This window comes from Streptomyces sp. CC224B (genome assembly GCF_030010595.1).
GTDB classification, from domain to species: Bacteria; Actinomycetota; Actinomycetes; order Streptomycetales; family Streptomycetaceae; genus Streptomyces; species Streptomyces longispororuber.
In genome coordinates, this window is the sequence record NZ_JASCXL010000104.1 from 12653 (window position 1) to 32836 (window position 20184).

Below are 20184 nucleotides of genomic sequence, written 5' to 3' on the forward strand. Positions count from 1 at the left end.
TCGTCGCGCCCAGCCCTCACGCCCACCCCATGCCCACCGCCCGGAGGCCTCGCTCTCCAGCGCGCCCCAAGTGCGCCGCCAGCACGCGCAGTTCCCGTACGCGGTCGTCGTTCGTATGCCATGTGGAGCCTCACAGCCACCGAGAGCCTCATGCTCATGCCCGACCCTCCACTGCCTGCCCGTTTTACGCCGCTTTACGCGAAGCGCCGTACCGTTCCTCATCGTTCGCCCTCGCGGCACCGCGCCCGCCGGGACCCCTCCGCCCGTTCGAGCCCGTGCTCACCTTCCGTACTGATCGACGAACGGGCCAGGTCGAAGATTCCCGCTCCTCCCGCTCGGGCCGAGATGTCACCCGCACGAGTGATCGAGTCCCCTCGGCGCACACTTCAGGCCAACTGGCCCCGCAGGCACGGGACGTGGCGGCACGCATCCTCCGCCGCAGGCGGGAGGCAATCTCCCGCAATGGGCGGACAACTGCCCACGTCCGTTTCGCGTCACGGCTGAAAAGCGTCCGGACGTGTCTTCGAGTTGCTCGTGCGTCAGTAGTAGGCTCGCGCCGTTTGTTGACGCACATGCGTGCCCCTGGGCCATTCGCGCGGCCGTTCGGGGCCCGAGCTGGGGGAGGCCATGCGCTTTCGCGGGAAGTCGATCCGCAGGAAGATCGTGGCGTTGTTGCTCGTGCCGCTCGTCTCCCTCACGGCGATCTGGGGATTCGCCACGTTCGTGACCGGGCGTGAGGCCAACAAGCTCATCGACACCGCGTACATCATCGACGACTTGGCCAAACCCATTCAGGACACGGTCCAAGTCATCCAGGAGGAGCGGCGCCAGACGCTCGTCCACCTCGCCGACCCCCGCGCGTCGGACGCGCACGCCGCGCTGCGCAGCAGCCGCGACGCCACCGACGAACTCGTCGCGAAGGTCAGGTCGGCGGCGAAGGACTCCGACTCCCGCGAAGTCCTCGACGGCCACTCCGAGGAACGCCTGGCCGCCGTCCTCGACGCCTTCGACGGCCTCGCCGCCCTGCGCCGTACCGTCGAGGAAGGCACGATCAGCCGCGAGAAGGCGCTGAAGATGTACACGCGCCTGACCGACCCCTGCTACGGCTTCCTGACGACGCTCAACGCCCTGGACGACGTGAGCATCACCGCGCAGAGCCGCGCGCTCGTCGGCGTCGACCAGGCGCGCGAACTCCTCTCGCGGGAAGACGCGCTGGTCGCCTCCGCCCTGGTCACGGGCACCCTCACGAAGGCCGAGGTCCGCCAGGTCACCGACCTGATGGCCCAGCGCTCCCTGCTCCTGGACACCAGCCTCGCCCAGCTCCCCGACGGCGAGCGCGCCCGCTACGAGCGCTACTGGAACGGAGCCGAGACCGCTCGGCTGCGCGACGCCGAGAAGGCCCTCGCCGACTCCGGGCCCGGCACCCCGCGCGGGGTGACCTCCTCCCGCTGGAACCAGGAGGCGGAGAAGGTCCTCCTGGGGCTCGCCGAGCGCAACGACGCGGCCATCGACCGCCTGCGCGACCGGGCGCGCCCCGAGGCGGTCAGCGTGATCGTGCAGTTGGCCATCGCCGGTGTGGTGGGCCTGCTCGCCGTGGTCACCTCCATCGTGCTGTCCGTGCGCATCGGCCGCGGCCTCATCCGTGACCTGCGCCGACTGCGCCTTGAGGCCCACGAGGCGTCCGGTGTGCGGCTGCCCGGCCTGCTCCGCCGCCTCGCGGCGGGCGAACAGGTCGACGTGGAGACCGAGGCGCCGCGCCTGAGCTACGAGAAGGACGAGATCGGCCAGGTCGGCCAGGCACTCAACACCCTCCAGCGCGCCGCCGTCGAGGCCACGGTGAAACAGGCCGACCTGCGGCGCGGCGTCTCCGAGGTGTTCGTCAACCTCGCCCGCCGCAGCCAGGTCCTGCTGCACAAGCAGCTCACGCTCCTCGACACCATGGAACGCAGGACCGAGGACACCGACGAACTGGCCGACCTGTTCCGCCTCGACCACCTGACCACCCGCATGCGACGGCACGCCGAAGGCCTCGTGATCCTCTCCGGCGCCGCCCCCTCCCGGCAGTGGCGCAAGCCCGTCCAGCTCATGGACGTCGTCCGCGCGGCCGTCGCCGAGGTGGAGGACTACGAACGCATAGAGGTACGCCGCCTGCCCCGCATCGCCGTCACCGGGCCCGCCGTCGCCGACCTCACCCACCTGCTGGCCGAACTCCTGGAGAACGCCACGGTGTTCTCGCCGCCGCACACCGCGGTGCAGGTCCTCGGGGAGCACGTCGCCAACGGCTTCACCCTGGAGATCCACGACAGGGGCCTCGGCATGGCCCCCGACGCGCTCCTCGACGCCAACCTCCGCCTCGCCGAGACCCCCGAGTTCGAACTGTCCGACACCGACCGGCTCGGCCTGTTCGTCGTCAGCCGCCTGGCCCAGCGCCAGCGCGTCCGTGTCTCACTGCAGCCCTCCCCGTACGGCGGTACGACGGCCGTCGTCTTCATCCCGGACTCCCTGCTCACGGACGACTTCTCCGACACCGGGGGCGCGGGCTTCCGCCTCGACCGGGCGCAGCCCGCGCGGCCCGTGACCGGTGGCTCCCGGAGCGACCGTACGTCGGCCCTCGCGCAGGTCCCCGTCGAACTCCCCGGCCTGCCCGCCTCCGTCCTGGACGGCCCCGTCGAACTGGAGGCGCCTGTCGGCATGGCGGGCCTCGACGGCTACCCGAGCACCCTGGACGAACTCGACGACCTGGAGGACCCCGACAGCGAGCGCGGTGGACTGTTCCGGCCCCGCCGCCGCGCCACCGCGGTCCCGGGGGAACAGCACCAGCAGGCGCGCGACGAGCGTCAGCCGGCGCGCGGAGCACCCGCCCGCGCCGCCGACCCCGTACCCCACGCCCTCTCCGGCTCCGCCGACGAGCTGCCCGGCCGGGACGTCCCTCTGGACGACGACCGCACCCCCAGGGACCCCGTGCCGCTGCCACGCCGCCGCACACCGAAACTGGTCTCCTCGCACGGTCGCCGCGTGGACCCCTCGTCCGCCCGTGCCAGGGACGTCCGCGACACCACGGGCACCGGCACCCCCGAGGACGACGGACGGGCCCGCCAGCAGGTCGGGGGCTTCGGCGCCCCCGAAGAGGACATCAGCGGCCGCCGCGACACCCTGGGCGGCCGCCCAGGGCGCGCCCCGGCCTGGGACACCCGGCCCGCGGGCCTCACCCCCCGGGACACCCGCCCCGACGGGCCCCCTGCCCGCGACACCGACTCCGGACGCGCGGGACTCGACCTGCCACGCCGACCGCGCCTCGACGGCCGCACCGACCAGAGCGACCCCCGGCCGCAGCCGCTCCTGCCCCGGCGCCGCCCGGTCGCGGACAGCCCCAGGGGCACCGCCCGCACGGAGACGGCGCCCGGTGCGGACCGGGCGCCGAGGACGGACAGGGAAACCATGGACCGGGCCGCAAGCAGCACCGGGACAGCACCCCAGGAGCCCGACACGACCACCCTGGGCGGGCTGCCGCGCCGGGTCCGGCAGGCGAACCTCGCCCCGCAGCTCAAGGACGGCCCCGACCGCCGTACGGAACGCGACCCCGCCCCGGCCGCCGTCGACAGGCCGGAGGAGCGCGACGCCGACGAGGTACGCAGCCGGATGGCCGCGCTCCAGCGTGGCTGGCAGCGCGGTCGCGAAGAGAACGCCGCGGGCGACAGCGCCCCTGACGGCACAGCACCAGGAACGACATCTGAGGGGGACGGTCGATGACCGCACCGAAGGCTGACGCACGCACCACCGCGACCGGGGGATCGGGAGAGCTGAACTGGCTGCTCGACGAACTGGTGGAGCGTGTCGCCAGCATCCGCAAAGCGCTCGTGCTCTCCGGCGACGGCCTGCCGACGGGTGTGTCGAAGAACCTCACCCGGGAGGACAGCGAACACCTCGCCGCCGTGGCCTCCGGCTTCCACAGCCTCGCCAAGGGCGTCGGGCGCCACTTCGACGCCGGCAAGGTCAGGCAGACCGTCGTCGAACTGGACGACGCGTTCCTCTTCGTCACGGCCGCGGGTGACGGCAGCTGTCTCGCCGTCCTCGCGGACGCGGACTCCGACGTCGGCCTGGTGGCGTACGAGATGACGCTGCTGGTCAAGAGGGTGGGTGTGCACCTGGGTACGGCGCCGCGCACCGACCTGCCCACGGGAGGGTAGTGGGAGGGCATGAGCGACGACGGTCACGCCCATTCCTCGACACCTCGCTGGTTCGACGACGACGCCGGTCCGGTGGTGCGCCCGTACGCCATGACGCGCGGACGCACCACCAGCCCGGCCCAGCACCGCCTCGACCTGATCGCGGTCGTGGTCGCGGAGTCCCGCGCCGATGACACGGAGGCCGACCAGACGCTGTCACCGGAGCACGTGGACATCGTCGACCTGTGCCGCGACAGTCCGCAGTCCGTAGCGGAACTCGCCGCGGAACTCGACCTTCCGATCGGCGTGGTCCGCGTCCTGATCGGTGACCTCGTGGACGACCGGCTGGTGCACGTGACCCGTCCGGTGCCCCCCGCCGAGCTGCCGGACGAAAGCATCCTGCGCGACGTGATCGACGGCCTCCGGGCGCTCTGACCGGCGCGGGAGCGGGTATGGAGACGTGACTGGCCGGCCGCTCCGCCCCGACGGGGGCGTGGAGAACACCCAGGCCGCCACCGGTGCCCCGTACGCGGCGCCCGGACCGAGGGGACCCGGGCGGCGCGGGTCGCCGCCCGGCACGGTCGGCACACGCGTGACATGTGACGCGCTCCGTCCCAACTGACGCACCCGAGACCCCGATGACTGATGCAGGAGAAGAGAGCGATGATCTTCAAGCGTTCCCCACGCGGAACGGCCCCCGTCGAGCCGGTCACGCTGAAGATCCTGGTGGCGGGCGGCTTCGGAGTGGGCAAGACGACCCTCGTCGGCGCGGTCAGTGAGATCAAACCCCTGCGCACGGAGGAGACCCTCAGCGAGGCGGGCCGCCCGGTCGACGACCTGAACGGCGTCCCCGGCAAACACACCACCACCGTGGCCATGGACTTCGGCCGCATCACGCTGCGCGAGGACCTCGTCCTGTACCTCTTCGGCACCCCCGGGCAGGACCGCTTCTGGTTCCTGTGGGACGAGCTGGCGACCGGCGCGCTCGGCGCCGTGGTGCTCGCCGACACCCGGCGCCTGGAGGACTGCTTCGCGGCCGTCGACTACTTCGAACGCCGTTCCATCCCCTTCGTGGTCGGCGTCAACTGCTTCGAGGGCGCGACCCGTTACCCGGCCGAAGAGGTGCGCCAGGCACTCGACCTGGACCCGGGCACCCCGGTGGTGCTGTGCGACGCGCGAGAGAAGGAGTCCGTCAAGGAGGTCCTCATCGACGTGGTCGAGCACGCCATGGCGGTCGGTGCCGTGGCCCGCGAGCCGGTCACCACCTGAGTCCCTCCCCGCACACCCCGGGGTGCGGGGACGGCCCGTACCCCCGCCGACCGGGGTACGAGCCGCCGTCCACCACGCGCGCGTACGGCAGTCCACCCACCACGCGCGCGTACGGGGCGACCGTCTGCCACGCGCGCGTACGGCACGTCCACGAGCCAGGCACGCGTACCGGACGAGCCACCCGCGCGTACGCGACGTCGCCCTCCACGCGCGCGTGCCCGCCGACGCGCACGCCCGGCGCCCAGCGGCGCCAAGCCCGCCCGGACCCTAGCCCCCCTGCTCCTCCGCGCCCTCCTCGTGCCAGCCGAAGCTGCGCTCCACCGCCTTGCGCCAGTTGCGGTACTCCCGGTCGCGCTCCTGCGCGCCCATCCGGGGGGTCCACTCCGCGTCGCGCTGCCAGTGGGTCTTCAGCTCGTCCAGGTCGTGCCACACGCCCGTCGCGAGCCCCGCGGCGTACGCGGCGCCCAGGCACGTCGTCTCGGCGACCCTGGGCCGGATCACGGGCACGTCGAGGACGTCCGCCTGGTGCTGCATCAGCAGGTGGTTCTTGGTCATGCCGCCGTCCACCTTCAGGGTGGTGATGCGCACACCGGAGTCCTGGTACATCGCGTCGACGACTTCGCGGGTCTGCCAACTGGTCGCCTCCAGGACGGCGCGGGCCAGGTGCGCCTTGGTCACGTACCGGGTCAGGCCCGTGACGACGCCGCGCGCGTCGGAGCGCCAGTACGGGGCGTACAGGCCGGAGAACGCGGGCACGATGTAGGCGCCGCCGTTGTCGTCCACGCTCGCCGCGAGCGGCTCGATCTCGTCGGCCGTGCGGATGATGCCGAGCTGGTCGCGGAACCACTGCACGAGCGCGCCGGTGACCGCGATGGACCCCTCCAGGCAGTAGACGGGCGCCTCGCCGCCGATCTTGTAGCCCACCGTCGTGAGCAGCCCGTTCTTGGAGGGCACCGGCCTGTTGCCGGTGTTCAGGAGCAGGAAGCTGCCCGTGCCGTACGTGTTCTTGGCCGTGCCGGTGTCGTAGCAGGCCTGCCCGAAGACAGCCGCCTGCTGGTCGCCGAGGGCGGAGGCGACCGGCACCCCGGCGAGCTGCCCCACGGCCGTCCCGTAGACCTCGGCCGACGACCTGATCTCCGGCAGGACCGCCTCGGGCACGTTCATCGCCGCCAGGATCGACACGTCCCACTGGAGGGTGTCCAGGTTCATCAGCATCGTGCGTCCCGCGTTGGTGACGTCCGTGACGTGGACGCCGCCGTCGGTGCCGCCGGTGAGGTTCCAGATCAGCCAGGAGTCGATGGTGCCGAACGCGATGTCGCCGCGCTCGGCGCGCACCCGCAGCCCCGGCACGTTGTCGAGCAGCCAGGCGGCCTTGGGCCCGGAGAAGTAACTGGCCAAGGGCAGCCCGGTCCGCTCGCGGAAGCGGTCCTGGCCGTCCGTGCCGCCCAGGTCGGCACAGAGCGCGGAGGTACGCGTGTCCTGCCAGACGACGGCGTTGTGCACCGGCTTGCCCGTCGAGCGGTCCCACAGGACCGTGGTCTCCCGCTGGTTGGTGATGCCGAGGGCGCTGAGCTGGTCGGCGCGCAGTCCGGCCTTGGCGAGCGCCCCCGCCACCACGGCCTGCACCTTGGACCAGATCTCGGTGGCGTCGTGCTCCACCCAGCCGGGCTTGGGGAAGATCTGGCGGTGCTCGCGCTGGTCCACGGCGACGATCGCACCGTCCTGGTTGAAGACGATGCAGCGGCTGGACGTGGTGCCCTGGTCGATCGCGGCGACGAATTTCTCGGAGCTGTCCGTCATGGCTCCTCCTTGTCGGAAGGCTGCTCGGGGCGTCGGAGGCTGCCCGCCGGCCGGGAGACCGCCCGGGCGGCCGCTCAGAAGGCTGCGTTGTAGAGAAGGCCCGCCAGGGCCCCGCCGATCAGGGGACCGGCCACCGGCACCCAGGCGTACCCCCAGTCCGACGTGCCCTTGTTCGGGATGGGCAGGAACTGGTGGACGAGGCGCGGGCCCAGGTCGCGCGCCGGGTTGATGGCGTAGCCGGTGGGCCCGCCGAGCGAGAGGCCGATGCCGACGACCAGGAAGGCGACGAGCAGCGTCTGCGTGCCGGACTCGCCGAGCCCTTCGGTGAGCCCGAAGGCGAGGACCGGAAGGACCAGGGCGACGGTCCCGATGACCTCGGTGACGAGGTTGGCGACCGGGTTCCGGATCTCCGGGATGGTGGAGAAGATGCCCAGCGTCGGCATGGCCCCCTGACCCAGCAGCCGGTTCCCCTTGCCGCCTCCCGGCACGTTGGCGTGGAACTGCGCGAAGTACGCGAGGTAGGCCAGCACGGCCCCCACGACCGCCCCGACCACCTGCCCCGCCACGTAGACCCAGACCTTGTCCCACTTCCCGGTGTCGATGGCGATGCCGAGCGTCACGGCGGGGTTGAGGTGGCCGCCGGACAGCGGAGCGGCGGTGTACGCGCCCGCCATCACACCGAAGCCCCACCCGAAGGCGATCACGATCCACCCCGCCGACTTGGCCTTCGAGTAGTTGAGGGTGACGGCGGCGCACACACCGGCGCCGAAGAGGATCAGGATGGCGGTGCCGATGATCTCACCGACGAAGATGTCCCCGTTCGCGTACATGGCGGCTCCTAGGCCCTCGCCCGGGGCGACGGCCCCGGTCCCGTGCAGGGTGCGTTTCCCACGACTACAGCCCGGTCACGGACGGCGGCGTCCGCCCTGGGCAGGAGCTCCCGCGCCCCGATCGGCCCCGGTGGCGAGCGTGCCGTCACAGTCGCATCGCCCGTGGGGGGACAACCCGCTGAACAGGCCCTTCGGTGACGAGCCTGGGAGCGCACGGGCCCTGAGCGGCGTGGAGCCGGGGAACGGCGATGCCGACTGACACCGGGAAGTGTTCACCGGCCGTGATGGAGCGTCAAGACGCTGACATCAACGGTCGACCGGCACGGACATCACCGGTTGACCGGCACTCTCCCTTCCGTCCCCGCGGACTCGTCGGCCCCACGACGGGACACGACGCGCGCGTGTCCGCTGCTCACAGGACGAGGTGACACGCGCCCGCCCCGCGGCGCGAGCGCCGGCTCCATGGTGGCGGGCCACCGTCTCCACACCGGCGCCCTCGCACGGTGGTGTCACCCTCCACCACCCGTGGCACATCAGCCCCGCAGCCGGCGCGGACACCACCCGTCCCAGTGCCCCAGCACCGTCCCGCTCACCGCACCGCGATCACCGATGAACCGTGCCCGAACAGACCTTGGTTCGCGGTGATGCCCACCCGGGCTCCCGCCACCTGACGGCCTCCGGCCATGCCTCTGAGCTGCCAGGTCAGCTCGCAGACCTGGGCGATCGCCTGCGCCGGCACGGCCTCGCCGAAGGAGGCGAGACCGCCACTGGTGTTCACCGGTATGCGGCCGCCCGGGGCGGTCGTGCCCTCCCGTATCAGCTTCGCGCCCTCTCCCTCGCCGCACAGGCCCAGGTCCTCGTACCACTGGAGCTCCAGAGCGGTCGACATGTCGTACACCTCGGCCAGGGAGAGGTCGTCGGGGCCGACGCCCGCTTCCTCGTACGCGGCGTGCGCGATGGACGCGCGGAACGTCCGCCCGGGCGGCGGCACGGCCGCGGCCGAGTCGGTGGCGATGTCCGGGAGGTCCAGGACGGTGTTCGGGTACGTCGGCGTGACCGTCGACACCGCGCGGATGCGCACCGGGTCGGGCACCCCGTGCCGCCGGGCGTACTCCAGGGTGGACAGCACGAGCGCCGCGGCCCCGTCGGACGTCGCGCAGATGTCGAGCAGCCGCAGGGGATCGGCGACGACGGGCGACGCCGCCACGTCCTCACCGGTGACGGGCTTGCGGTAGCGCGCGTACGGATTCCGCGCGCCCAGGGCCGCGTTCTTCACCTTGACCCGCGCGAAGTCCTCCAGGGTGTCTCCGTGCACCGCCATGCGGCGCCGGGCGTACAGCGCGAAGTACGCCGGGTTCGTCGCCCCCAGGACCCGGAAGCGCAGCCAGTCCGGGTCGTCGGGCCGGTCGCCGCCCGGGGGCCGGAAGAACCCCTTGGGGGCCGCGTCGGCGCCGACCACGAGCACGACGTCGGACAGCCCGGCGAGCAACTGCGCGCGAGCCGTGGCGATGGCCTGGGCACCCGAGGCGCACGCCGCGTACACGCTCGCCACGCGCGCGCCCTGCCAGCCGAGGGCCTTGGCGAACGTCGCTCCCGCCACGTACCCCGGATAGCCGCCGCGCACCGTGTCCGCGCCGACCACCGAATCCACGTCCCGCCAGCCCACCCCCGCGTCCGCGAGGGCCGCACGGGCCGCCACCGTGCCGTACGCGACGAAGCCGCGCCCCCACTTGCCCCAGGGGTGCATGCCCGCGCCGAGCACCACCACCTCGTCCGTCACGCCCTCACCCCCACGGGACGCCAGTACCACGTCGTCCAGGTCGTCTCCGCGTCCTCGTGCAGCACGCCGGACACCGCCTCGACCTCCATGCCGACCTCCAGGTCGGCCACGGTCACGCCCGGAGCACCCTGCCCCAGCACCACCATCCGCTCGGCCTCGAGCTCCACAGCGATCAACGCGTAAGGACGCCAGGGAAGTTCCGGGTCGGAGACGTAGGGCGCGGGCGGGCGGTACCGCCCGTCGGTGTACGACCACACCCGACCTCGCCGTGAGAGCGCGACCTCGGCCAGCTCGCCGTCTCCGCACCCCGGATTGCGGCAGAAGTCGTCCTCACGGGGGAAGAAGACGGCGCCGCACCGGGAACACCGCGTCCCCAGGAGCCGGAAGGCGTCCCCCTCCCCGGCGAACCACCGCGCCACTACAGGCGCCCTCTCGCGAGCCACACTGCCTCCCGGGCGACAGACCTGACGATGCGTCAGAAGTGTGTCACGGAGGAGCGCACCGCGTCAGTGGGGCAGCGAACGACGCGACACAGGGAAGTCGAAGTACGTCTCCGGGAACATCTCCGGCTTGTACGTGAAGTGCCACCACTCCTCGGGCAGGTTGACGAAGCCGGTCTTGGCCAGTGTGTTCCGCAGCAGATCCCGGTGGGCGCGCTGCTTGCCGGTGACCCGTGGATCGTCCGTGTGGGACAGCGTGTCGAAGCAGTCGTACCCGGTGCCCATGTCCACGGAGTTGTCCGGGAACCGCTCGCCCTGGGGCGCGTAGCAGGGCTTCAGCGGCTCCCCGGGGACGTAGGGCCGGGTCGGCCACGCGGGCAGCCGCACGACCGTCAGGTCGACCGTGGAGCCCCGGCTGTGCCCGGACTTCTTCGCGATGTAGCCGTCCTCGAAGAGCCGCGACTTGTCGACCCGGGGGTAGAACTCCCCCTTCATCCGCTCGTCCCCCAGGTCCTCCGCCCAGCGCACGAAGTGGTCGACGGCCCGCTGCGGCCGGTAGCAGTCGTACACCTTGAGGGAGTAGCCCTTCCGCAGCAGCACGCGCTGCGCCTTGTGCAGGGCCTTGGCCGCCGGCTCGGTCAGGATGCACAACGGCTGCCGGTAGCCGTCGATCCGCTCACCCACGAAGTTGTGCGGCGTGACGTACCGCATCTCCTGGAGGATCGTCGGGTCGACGTCCCGCAAGGCCACGAACCCCTGCGGGGCGTGCGGTTCGGGCCGCGCCTCGGCGGGCGCGGGCACGGTGGCTACGGCGAACAGGGCGGTCACGGCGACGGTGAGTCCTCGCAGGGCGGTCGCGAAAGCTGTCATATCCATGCGTCTACCAGCAACGCGGTACTCCACGGAAGACCGCCGCCACAGGATCGGCTACAGTCCGCCGCGTGTCCCCATCGCAGCACACCACCGACTCCGCGCCGGACTCCCACTGCTCGAGCTGCGGCGCGCACTACGGAGACCACGTCACGGGCTGGCCCCGCACCTGCGCCCGCTGCGGCACGGTGGTCTACCGCAACCCCCTGCCCGTGGCCATCGCCCTGCAACCGGTGTACGACACGAAGGGCACCTCCCTGGTCGTCGTGACCCGGTCCATCGCCCCCGCGCGCGGGGGCACGGCACTGCCCGGGGGCTACGTCGACCACAGGGAGGACTGGCGCCACGCGGTCGTCCGCGAACTCAAGGAAGAGACCGGCATCAGCGCGGCCAGCCGTGACGTCCGCATCGTGGAGGCCCTCAGCTCGCCCGACGGCCACCTGCTCCTGTTCGGCCTGCTCCCGGAGCGCCCCGCGGGCGATCTGCCGCAGTCCACTCCCACGGACGAGACCGAGGGCTGGGAACTGCTGTACCGCCCCGCCGAACTCGCCTTCCCGCTGCACACCTCCGTGGTGCGGGCCTGGTTCGAAGGCCGTTACATCTGAGCCAGGAGAGGCCGTAGGCCCGAGCCCCGGAGGGCCAGCGCACCCGTCCCCCGAGGGGCGCGGCAGCCCCTCTACGGGCCCTGCACCGTCCCGCGTACCCGCACGGGATGCTCCACGGCGCTCCGGCCCCCCTCGCCCTCCCGCTCGACCAGCAGCTCCTCCCCGCACCAGCGCACGCCGTAGCGCCGCAGCTCCGGCTCCTCCCAGCCGTCACCGGCCTCGGCGATCACCAGACCGCCGCCGGTACGGCCCTTCGCGGGCGCCCAGACGTCCAGGGCGAGCCGTCCGTCCTCGCCGCGCACGGGCAGCACGGCACCGGCCCGGGCGAGCACCGGTATGCGGGACAGGGGTGCCTCCAGAAGCACCTCGGCGGCCCCTTCGTAGACCGTGCCGGACGCCGTGTCGTACCACTGCCCCGGGGGGAGCCGGACCGCCCTTTGCATGGCCCCTTCCGACAGGACCGGCGCCACCAGCAGGCAGTCACCGAGCAGGAACGCGTCCTCACAGTCCCTGAGCGCCCTGTCCTCGGGACAGCTCCACCACAGGGGACGCACATACGGCGCCCCCGTACGCCGCGCCAGATGCGCCAGCGTCACGAAGTACGGCAGGAGCCTGCGGCGCTCGTCGAGCACCACGCGCGCGTGCTCCAGGACCTCGGGCCCGAACTCCCAGGGCTCACGACGGCCCGCACGGAGAGCCGCGTGCGTACGGAACAGCGGCAGGTAGGCCCCGAGCTGGAACCACCGCAGATAGAGCTCCGGGGACGGATGGCCGCCGAAGCCACCCACATCGGGACCCGAATAGGGCACCCCGCACAGACCGAGCCCCAGCACCAGGGACAGCGAGGCCCGCAACCCCGCCCAACTGGAGGCCACGTCGCCCGACCACGTCCCCCCGTAGCGCTGCATTCCCGCCCACCCGGAGCGCGAGAACAAGAACGGCCGCTCCGAGGGCCGCAGTTCGCGCATGGCCTCGTACCCCGCACGCGCCATGCCCAGGGCGTAGACGTTGTGCGCCTCCTGGTGGTCACCACCACGCCCCTCCAGGGCGTGCCGGGCCGAACGGGGCAGCGTCGTCTCCCCGAAGGCCGCGAATGACACCGGCTCGTTCATGTCGTGCCAGAAGCCCGAGAACCCCTGGGCCAGCCGCTCGTCGTACAGACCGCCCCACCACTTGCGCACCCGCCCCGCCGTGAAGTCCGGGAACACCGCCTCCCCGGGCCACACGAGCCCCCGCACGACCCGGCCCGCCGCGTCCCGCACGAACGCGTCCGCGGCCGCCCCGCTGTCGTACACAGGGTTGCCCGGTGCCGCCTTCACAGCCGGGTCCACGATCGACACCAGCCGTATCCCGTCCTGGCGCAGCTCCCCGGCCAGCTTCGGCAGCGCCGGGAAGCGCTCCTTGTCGACCGTGAACACCTGGTGCGCGTCGAAGTGGTCGATGTCCAGGTGGACGGCGTCCAGAGCCAGTCCGCGCTCCCGGTAGCCCGCGACGATCCGCCGCACCTCACGCTCGCTCCCGAACCCCCACCGCGCGTGGTGATAACCCAGGGCCCACGTGGGCGGCACCGCGGGCGCACCGGTCAGCGCCGCCCAGGAGTGCAGCACACGCGCGGGAGTGCCCACCATCACCCAGCACCGCAGCGGCCCCCCATCCATCCGCACCTCGCACGACCCCATCCTGTCGTGACCGGAACCGGCGCCCTCCCGGCCCTCCCGCAGCGTCACCGAGCCGTCCCAGGTGTTGTCGTGGAACACCAGGTGCGTCCCCACGTCGGCGACCACGAGCTGGACCGGCATCGTGATGTACAGCGGGTCGTCCCCCGGCTCGAACGAACCGCCCGGATCGGTGTTCCACAAGCGGTACGTCCCATTCCGGAGCCGGGGCCCGGCAGCCCGCCCCCCGAGCCCGAAGAACCGCGCGTCCGCCGCCACCTCGGACCGCTGCGCCCACCGCGCCGTACCGCCGCCCACCGGCTCCCACCAGCGCGGCGGCAGCTCCCGCCGCAGCACCACGCCCCCCGGCGTCCGCAGCTCCAGCGCCCCGTGGCGCGAGACGACCACCGTCGCCCGCTCCGCCACCACGCGCCAGCCGCCCTCCTTGTCGGGCTCCAGGACCGCCCTGGGGTCCGCCTCGGGGCTGCCGCCCACCAGCGCGTACGACGGAGTCGGCTCGGCCCCGTCCCAGCTCCAGAACACGGCCCCGCCCACCGTCACCCGCACCCGCAGCTCGGACCGCGCGAACCGCACCACCCCACCGCCCGGGCCCGGCTCGACCATCGTCACAGGGCCGGGCGTCCGTGCCCGCTCGGCCCCCCGAGGAACCAGTCCGACCGCGTCGGCCCGCCGCCGGCGCCATGCGGAACGCACCTTGCGCACCCTTTGGGCCGTATCGGACAAGTCGACCACCTTCATCGAACGCACCAGGTCACGACCCTTCATGCTGCTCACCCTGCCACCGAAAACGGAGTGGGTCCGCCGCGTTCAACTGCCGTTCACCAAAGGTCCCCGTCGGCCGTCGCCCAGCAGCTCCGGAGCGGCACACCCTGGTGCGCAAGTCGATCACGTGGCATCGTCCTGTCAGCCGTGCCGCGCGCCACCGAGCGTGCGCACGCCACTCGCCCACGACGCGTAGAGCCCAGGAGCAGCCGCATGTCCACAGCGAACCCCTCACCGCTCTGGCAGCCGGACCAGGAGCGGGTCGCCGGCGCCCAGATCACGCGCTTCCAGGCCTGGGCGGCCCAGCACCACGGAGCCCCCGCCGACGGCGGCTACGCGGCCCTCCACCGCTGGTCCGTGGACGAGCTCGACGCCTTCTGGAAAGCCGTCACCGAGTGGTTCGACGTGCGCTTCAGCACGCCCTACACGCGCGTGCTCGGCGACCGCTCCATGCCCGGTGCCCAGTGGTTCCCCGGCGCCACCCTCAACTACGCCGAGCACGCCCTGCGCGCCGGCGAGGATCCCGCGCGCGCGGACACCCCGGCTCTCCTCCACGTCGACGAGACCCACGAGCCCACCACCGTCACCTGGTCCGAGCTGCGCCGCCAGGTCGGCTCCCTGGCCGCCGAACTGCGCACCCTGGGCGTACGCCCGGGAGACCGCGTCAGCGGCTACCTGCCCAACATCCCGCAGGCCGTCGTCGCCCTCCTCGCCACGGCCGCCGTCGGCGCCGTCTGGACCTCCTGCGCGCCCGACTTCGGCGCCCGCAGCGTCCTCGACCGCTTCCAGCAGGTCGAACCCGTCGTCCTGTTCACCGTCGACGGCTACCGCTACGGCGGCAAGGAGCACGACCGCCGCGACACCGTCACCGAGCTGCGCGGGGAACTGCCGACCCTGCGCGCGGTCGTCCACATCCCGCTGCTCGGCAGCGAGGCCCCCGAAGGCGCCCTGGAATGGTCCGCGCTCACCGCGGGAGACGCGGCACCCGTCTTCGAGCCCGTGCCCTTCGACCACCCCCTCTGGGTGCTCTACTCGTCCGGGACCACAGGCCTGCCCAAGGCCATCGTCCAGTCCCAGGGCGGCATCCTCGTCGAGCACCTCAAGCAGATCGGCCTGCACTGCGACCTCGGCCCCGAGGACCGTTTCTTCTGGTACACCTCGACCGGCTGGATGATGTGGAACTTCCTCGTCTCCGGTCTGCTCACGGGCACCACGATCGTCCTCTACGACGGCAGCCCGGGCTACCCGGACACCGGCGCCCAGTGGCGCGTGGCCGAGCGCACCGGGGCCACGCTCTTCGGGACCTCCGCCGCCTACGTCATGGCCTGCCGCAAGGCCGACGTACACCCGGCACGCGACTTCGACCTCTCGCGCGTGCAGTGCGTCGCCACCACCGGCTCCCCGCTGCCGCCCGACGGCTTCCGCTGGCTGCGCGACGCGTTCGCCGAGGCGACCGGCCCCGTCTGGATCGCCTCCGTCAGCGGCGGGACCGACGTGTGCTCCTGTTTCGCGGGGGCCGTGCCGACGCTCCCCGTCCACATCGGCGAACTCCAGGCACCCTGCCTCGGCACCGACCTGCAGGCATGGGACCCCCAGGGCAAGCCCCTCGTCGACGAGGTCGGCGAACTCGTCGTCACCAACCCCATGCCGTCCATGCCCATCCACTTCTGGAACGACCCGGACGGCAGCAGGTACCACGACAGTTACTTCGACACCTACCCCGGAGTCTGGCGCCACGGCGACTGGATCACCCTCACCGCACGCGGCTCGGTCGTCATCCACGGCCGCTCCGACTCCACGCTGAACCGCCAAGGCGTCCGCATGGGCTCGGCCGACATCTACGAAGCCGTCGAACGCCTCCCGGAGATCCGCGAGTCCCTCGTCATCGGCGTCGAACAGCCCGACGGCGGCTACTGGATGCCACTGTTCATCCATCTCGCCCCCGGAGCCACCCTCGACGACGACCTCCGCGCCCGCATCAAGAGCACCATCCGTACACAGCTCTCACCGCGCCACGTCCCCGACGAGGTCATCGAGGTTCCCGGCATCCCGCACACCCTCACCGGCAAGCGCATCGAAGTCCCCGTCAAGCGCCTGCTGCAGGGCACACCCCTGGCCAAGGCCGTCAACCCGGGCTCCGTCGACAACATCGAACTGCTCCGCTTCTACGAGCAGCTCGGCCGCGAGCGCGCCTGAAACCCCAGCTCAGCGGCCATTGTCAGTGGCGCCCGCTACGTTCGGTGACGCAATGATCACCTGACCGCAGGGGGGAAACCATGGGGACCACTCACCTCATGCGCCGCGCGCTGCATCGCGAAGTCGCCGGGACCATCGGCCTGCTGGCCGACGCCGACGACTTCGCGGCGATGCGCCGCTACCGCACCTTTACCTTCGACGACCACCCGACCTACCTCCAACAGGTCGAGGGCCTGCTCAAATCGCAGGCGGCCCAGGGCAGGCTCACGAGCCTCGCGCTCTTCGACCCGGAGGAGTACGAGGAGTTCTGCGCGGAGACCGGCCTCGACCCGGACGCCTCCGCCAGCCGCGCCCGCTTCGCCGCGGAGCTGGCGGCATCGGGTCCCACCGTGCCGTACGAGGGCCAGCCGCTCGCCGACATCGTCCCCGACCTCGTCGACGAGACCGTCCGGCAGACGACGTGGGAGTACGCGACGATGCTCCTGGCCGGCATCGGTGCCTGCGCGGAGTGCGGCGTGGACATCGGCAGGTCCGCCTTCACACGCGCCTCCGACCTGCTCATGCGCGTCCTCGCCACCGAGGGCGCGGGCCCGCGCCACCTGGTGTGCAGTGTCCCGTGCGACGGCCAGACCCTTCTCGCCGCGCTGCACACGGGACACGACGGGGACGGCCACACTCGCCTCGACGAGGCCGAGGCCCTGGAGTTCACCACGGTCCTCGCGGTCGGCATCGCCACCGGCGGCACGGGCGGCCTCGTCATGCGCACGAGTACTGACGCGGGAGACCGCGTCCAGGGCTGGCGCCTGGAGGGTGAGCGGTTGTGCCCTCTCAGCGCGGCCGAGGTCTTCGACGCCTACTGCACCGACGCCGTCTCCGGCGACCTGATCGCCCCGGAGTCGGGCGTCGACTACAGCGCGGCGCCCGACCTCGGCGGCGACGGATCGCAGGAAGGACACCACCACTGAACGCCCGAGGGGCGCCCCACCTCCAGGTGGAGCGCCCCTCGGGACACCAGTCAGGGACGGCCCGAGCGTGTCGGGCCGACGGCGACCTACTCGCCGGACAGCACGGCCTGCGCCGCCGTGCGCGCCTCCTCGGCGCTGTCCGCGGCGCGTGCGGCGGCTGCGGCACGCTCGCACTGGGCCAGCGTGTACTTGCCGAGCGTCGCCCGCACGTAAGGAATGGAAGCGGCACCCATCGACAGGGAGGTGACACCCAGACCGGTAAGGACACAGGCGAGCAGCGGATCCGACGCGGCCTCACCGCAGACACCACAGCTCTTGCCCTCGGCCTTCGCCGCCTCGGCGGACAGCGCCACCAGGTCGAGCAGCGCCGGCTGCCACGGGTCCTGCAGCCGGGACACGGCACCGACCTGCCGGTCGGCGGCGAACGTGTACTGCGCCAGGTCGTTGGTGCCCAGCGACAGGAACTCGACCTCCTGCAGGATGGAGCGCGCCCGCAGCGCGGCGGAGGGGATCTCCACCATCGCGCCGAACTTCGCCCGCAGGCCCGCCTCGCGGCACGCGTCAGCGAAGGCCTTGGCGTCGGCGCGGTCGGCGACCATCGGCGCCATGACCTCGAGGTAGACCGGCAGCCCCTCGGCGGCCTTGGCCAGCGCCGTGAGCTGGGTACGCAGCACCTCGGGGTGGTCGAGGAGGGTGCGCAGCCCGCGCACACCCAGAGCGGGGTTCGGCTCGTCGGACGGCGTGAGGAAGTCCAGCGGCTTGTCCGCGCCCGCATCAAGGACGCGCACGACGACCCGGCCCTCCGGGAAGGCCTCGAGCACCTTGCGGTAGGCCTCGACCTGCGTCTCCTCGCTCGGCGCCTTGGTGCTGTCGTCGAGGAAGAGGAACTCCGTGCGGAACAGACCGACGCCCTCGGCGCCTGCCTCGACCGCGGCGGGGACGTCGGCGGGACCGCCGACGTTCGCCAGGAGCGGCACCTTGTGCCCGTCGGACGTCGCGCCCGGCCCGGTCGCGGCGGCGAGCGCCGCCTTGCGCTCGGCGGCGGCGGCCTCCAGCTCCGCGCGCTTCTCGGCGCTCGGGTCCACGAAGATCTCACCGGTGCTGCCGTCCACGGCCACGACCGTGCCCTCGGCGAGCTCACCGGCTCCGGGCAGCGCCACGACGGCGGGCACACCGAGCGCCCGCGCCAGGATCGCGCTGTGGCTGGTCGGCCCGCCTTCTTCGGTCACGAAGCCGAGGACGAGCGCCGGGTCGAGCAGCGCGGTGTCCGCCGGAGCCAGATCCCGGGCGATGAGGACGTACGGCTCGTCGCTGTCCGGGACGCCCGGCATCGGGACACCGAGGAGACGGGCGACGATACGGTTCCGCACGTCGTCGAGGTCGGCGACACGGCCCGCCATGTACTCACCCGCGCCCGCGAGGAGCTCGCGGTAGTGGGAGAAGGCGTCGTAGACAGCGCGCTCCGCCGAGCTGCCCACGGTGATACGCCGGTCCACGTCGGCCATGAGCTCGGGGTCCTGCGCGATCATCGCCTGGGCCTCGAGCACGGCCTGCGCCTCGCCACCGGCCAGGTTGCCGCGCGCCATCAGGTCGGCGGCCACGGCTTCGACGGCCTGGCGGGCGCGCCCCTGCTCGCGCTCGGCCTCCTCCGCCGGAATCTGCTTGGCAGGCGGTTCGAGCACCGCCGTTCCCATGTGCCGAACCTCGCCGATGGCCACCCCGTGGCTCACGCCGACGCCTCGCAGCGTTGTCTCCATCTCACCGTCTCCGATAGTGCGGCGGGCCCAGCCGCCGCGTTGGTTGTCCTGCTCACCGTCGTCCAGCGACGGCGCCGACGTCACTTCCAGCTGAAGAGGGTGTCCCCGGTCTTCACGTCACCGCTCTCGACGACGTCGGCCAGGGACTCGGCCGTCGCCTCGAGCGCCACGACGGGGCACACCGGAGACTTGCCGGCGGCCTCGACCGCCGCGGGGTTCCAGCGCACGACGGCCTGGCCGCGCTGTACGGTGTCACCCTTGTTGACAAGGAGCTCGAAGCCCTCGCCGTTGAGCTGGACGGTGTCGATGCCCAGGTGCGTCAGCACACCGTGGCCCTGGTCGTCGACGACGACGAAGGCGTGCGGGTGGAGCGAGACGACGATGCCGTCAACGGGGGCAACAGCCTCGGACGCCTCACGCACGGGGTCGATGGCCGTGCCGGGGCCGACCATCGCGCCCGAGAAGACGGGGTCCGGAACCGCGGCGAGTCCGATGGCGCGTCCGGCGAGCGGGGACGTAACGCTGGTCATGGCAAGCCTCCCAGGGGGTGGAGATGGGTAACCGCCGCCACTACCTGTCCTGGACGACGCACTGTTCAGAAGCGTAAGTCATAGGAAGTCCCGGTTCCGCACGAAGGTCCTGGTTGGCGGCCGTAGGAGCACAGCACAAACGATTTGCGTGCCCACGGACATGGGATGTAGAGTCGTTGTCCTGCCTGGGGCCAGGCGGCGCGGTCAGCGTCCCGGCCCGGCAGCAGCCTCTATCAAGTCGGATCCTAACGCGGGGTCTGGTTCTCCGTGGTCACGAAAGATCATGGACAAAGAGCCGAAAAAGACCTGGTAGAGTTCGGTACCGCCGAAAGGCAAGGCCCTCCAACGGCCACCGGAAATGAATTCCGACCGGGAACGGAACGGAAAACGGATCTGGTAGAGTTGGAAACACGAAATACCGAAGGGAAGCGCCCGGAGGAAAGCCCCAGAAGAGATTCTGCGGGTGAGTACAAAGGAAGCGTCCGTTCCTTGAGAACTCAACAGCGTGCCAAAAGTCAACGCCAGATATGTTGATACC

General features: G+C 72.0%; 16 protein-coding genes. 7 read left to right on the plus strand and 9 right to left on the minus strand.

The window, feature by feature from the left end:
* Positions 1 to 627 precede the first annotated feature (627 nt).
* From QK440_RS31940 to QK440_RS31955, 4 genes are all read left to right on the plus strand, one after another.
* Positions 628 to 3750: a nitrate- and nitrite sensing domain-containing protein gene (locus QK440_RS31940; RefSeq protein ID WP_282796729.1), complete on the plus strand. Its 3123-nt coding sequence runs from the start codon at positions 628 to 630 to the stop codon at positions 3748 to 3750.
* Positions 3747 to 4187, plus strand: a complete 441-nt coding sequence (locus tag QK440_RS31945; protein WP_190138541.1) for a roadblock/LC7 domain-containing protein — start codon at positions 3747 to 3749, stop codon at positions 4185 to 4187. The genes QK440_RS31940 and QK440_RS31945 overlap by 4 nt, the downstream gene beginning before the upstream one ends.
* 9 nt (positions 4188 to 4196) lie before the next feature.
* Complete coding sequence (locus QK440_RS31950) at positions 4197 to 4601, plus strand: DUF742 domain-containing protein (RefSeq protein ID WP_282796730.1); 405 nt, start codon at positions 4197 to 4199, stop codon at positions 4599 to 4601.
* Positions 4602 to 4829: 228 nt separating this feature from the next.
* Positions 4830 to 5435: an ATP/GTP-binding protein gene (locus tag QK440_RS31955; RefSeq protein WP_282796731.1), complete on the plus strand. Its 606-nt coding sequence runs from the start codon at positions 4830 to 4832 to the stop codon at positions 5433 to 5435.
* A gap of 267 nt (positions 5436 to 5702) precedes the next feature.
* Here QK440_RS31955 and glpK read toward each other — a convergent pair whose 3' ends face one another.
* The 5 genes from glpK to QK440_RS31980 form a co-directional block, all read right to left on the minus strand.
* Positions 5703 to 7235, minus strand: a complete 1533-nt coding sequence (gene glpK / locus QK440_RS31960; protein ID WP_282796732.1) for a glycerol kinase GlpK — start codon at positions 7233 to 7235, stop codon at positions 5703 to 5705.
* A 74-nt stretch (positions 7236 to 7309) separates the two neighbouring features.
* Positions 7310 to 8065, minus strand: a complete 756-nt coding sequence (locus QK440_RS31965) for an MIP/aquaporin family protein (RefSeq protein WP_282796733.1) — start codon at positions 8063 to 8065, stop codon at positions 7310 to 7312.
* 589 nt (positions 8066 to 8654) lie between these two features.
* Entirely contained in the window at positions 8655 to 9845 is a 1191-nt protein-coding gene (locus QK440_RS31970; protein ID WP_282796734.1) for a lipid-transfer protein, read from the minus strand.
* Positions 9842 to 10288, minus strand: coding sequence for a zinc ribbon domain-containing protein (locus QK440_RS31975; protein WP_282796735.1), 447 nt, complete (start codon positions 10286 to 10288; stop codon positions 9842 to 9844). Before QK440_RS31975 ends, QK440_RS31970 begins: the two co-directional genes overlap by 4 nt.
* A 63-nt stretch (positions 10289 to 10351) precedes the next feature.
* On the minus strand, positions 10352 to 11155 hold the full coding sequence (locus tag QK440_RS31980; protein ID WP_282796736.1) for a M15 family metallopeptidase: 804 nt from the start codon (positions 11153 to 11155) through the stop codon (positions 10352 to 10354).
* A gap of 71 nt (positions 11156 to 11226) precedes the next feature.
* Here QK440_RS31980 and QK440_RS31985 point away from each other — a divergent pair, with 71 nt between their 5' ends.
* Positions 11227 to 11760, plus strand: a complete 534-nt coding sequence (locus QK440_RS31985) for an NUDIX domain-containing protein (RefSeq protein WP_190138533.1) — start codon at positions 11227 to 11229, stop codon at positions 11758 to 11760.
* A 71-nt stretch (positions 11761 to 11831) separates the two neighbouring features.
* Here the strand turns inward: QK440_RS31985 and QK440_RS31990 are convergent, their stop codons facing one another.
* Positions 11832 to 14201: a TIM-barrel domain-containing protein gene (locus QK440_RS31990; RefSeq protein WP_282796737.1), complete on the minus strand. Its 2370-nt coding sequence runs from the start codon at positions 14199 to 14201 to the stop codon at positions 11832 to 11834.
* 210 nt (positions 14202 to 14411) lie between these two features.
* Between QK440_RS31990 and QK440_RS31995 the strand changes: the two genes are divergently transcribed.
* Together QK440_RS31995 and QK440_RS32000 are read left to right on the plus strand one after the other, a co-directional pair.
* Positions 14412 to 16394, plus strand: coding sequence for an acetoacetate--CoA ligase (locus tag QK440_RS31995; RefSeq protein WP_282796738.1), 1983 nt, complete (start codon positions 14412 to 14414; stop codon positions 16392 to 16394).
* Between the two features lie 80 nt (positions 16395 to 16474).
* Positions 16475 to 17359 (plus strand): hypothetical protein, encoded by an 885-nt coding sequence (locus QK440_RS32000; RefSeq protein ID WP_282796739.1) that lies wholly within the window; start codon positions 16475 to 16477, stop codon positions 17357 to 17359.
* Between the two features lie 86 nt (positions 17360 to 17445).
* Here QK440_RS32000 and ptsP read toward each other — a convergent pair whose 3' ends face one another.
* The 3 genes from ptsP to QK440_RS32015 form a co-directional block, all read right to left on the minus strand.
* Positions 17446 to 19116: a phosphoenolpyruvate--protein phosphotransferase gene (gene ptsP, locus QK440_RS32005; RefSeq protein ID WP_282796740.1), complete on the minus strand. Its 1671-nt coding sequence runs from the start codon at positions 19114 to 19116 to the stop codon at positions 17446 to 17448.
* 80 nt (positions 19117 to 19196) lie between these two features.
* Positions 19197 to 19646, minus strand: coding sequence for a PTS glucose transporter subunit IIA (locus QK440_RS32010; RefSeq protein ID WP_282796741.1), 450 nt, complete (start codon positions 19644 to 19646; stop codon positions 19197 to 19199).
* A 204-nt stretch (positions 19647 to 19850) separates the two neighbouring features.
* The coding region (locus tag QK440_RS32015; protein ID WP_282796742.1) for a hypothetical protein at positions 19851 to 20184 on the minus strand (334 nt) is incomplete at its 5' end.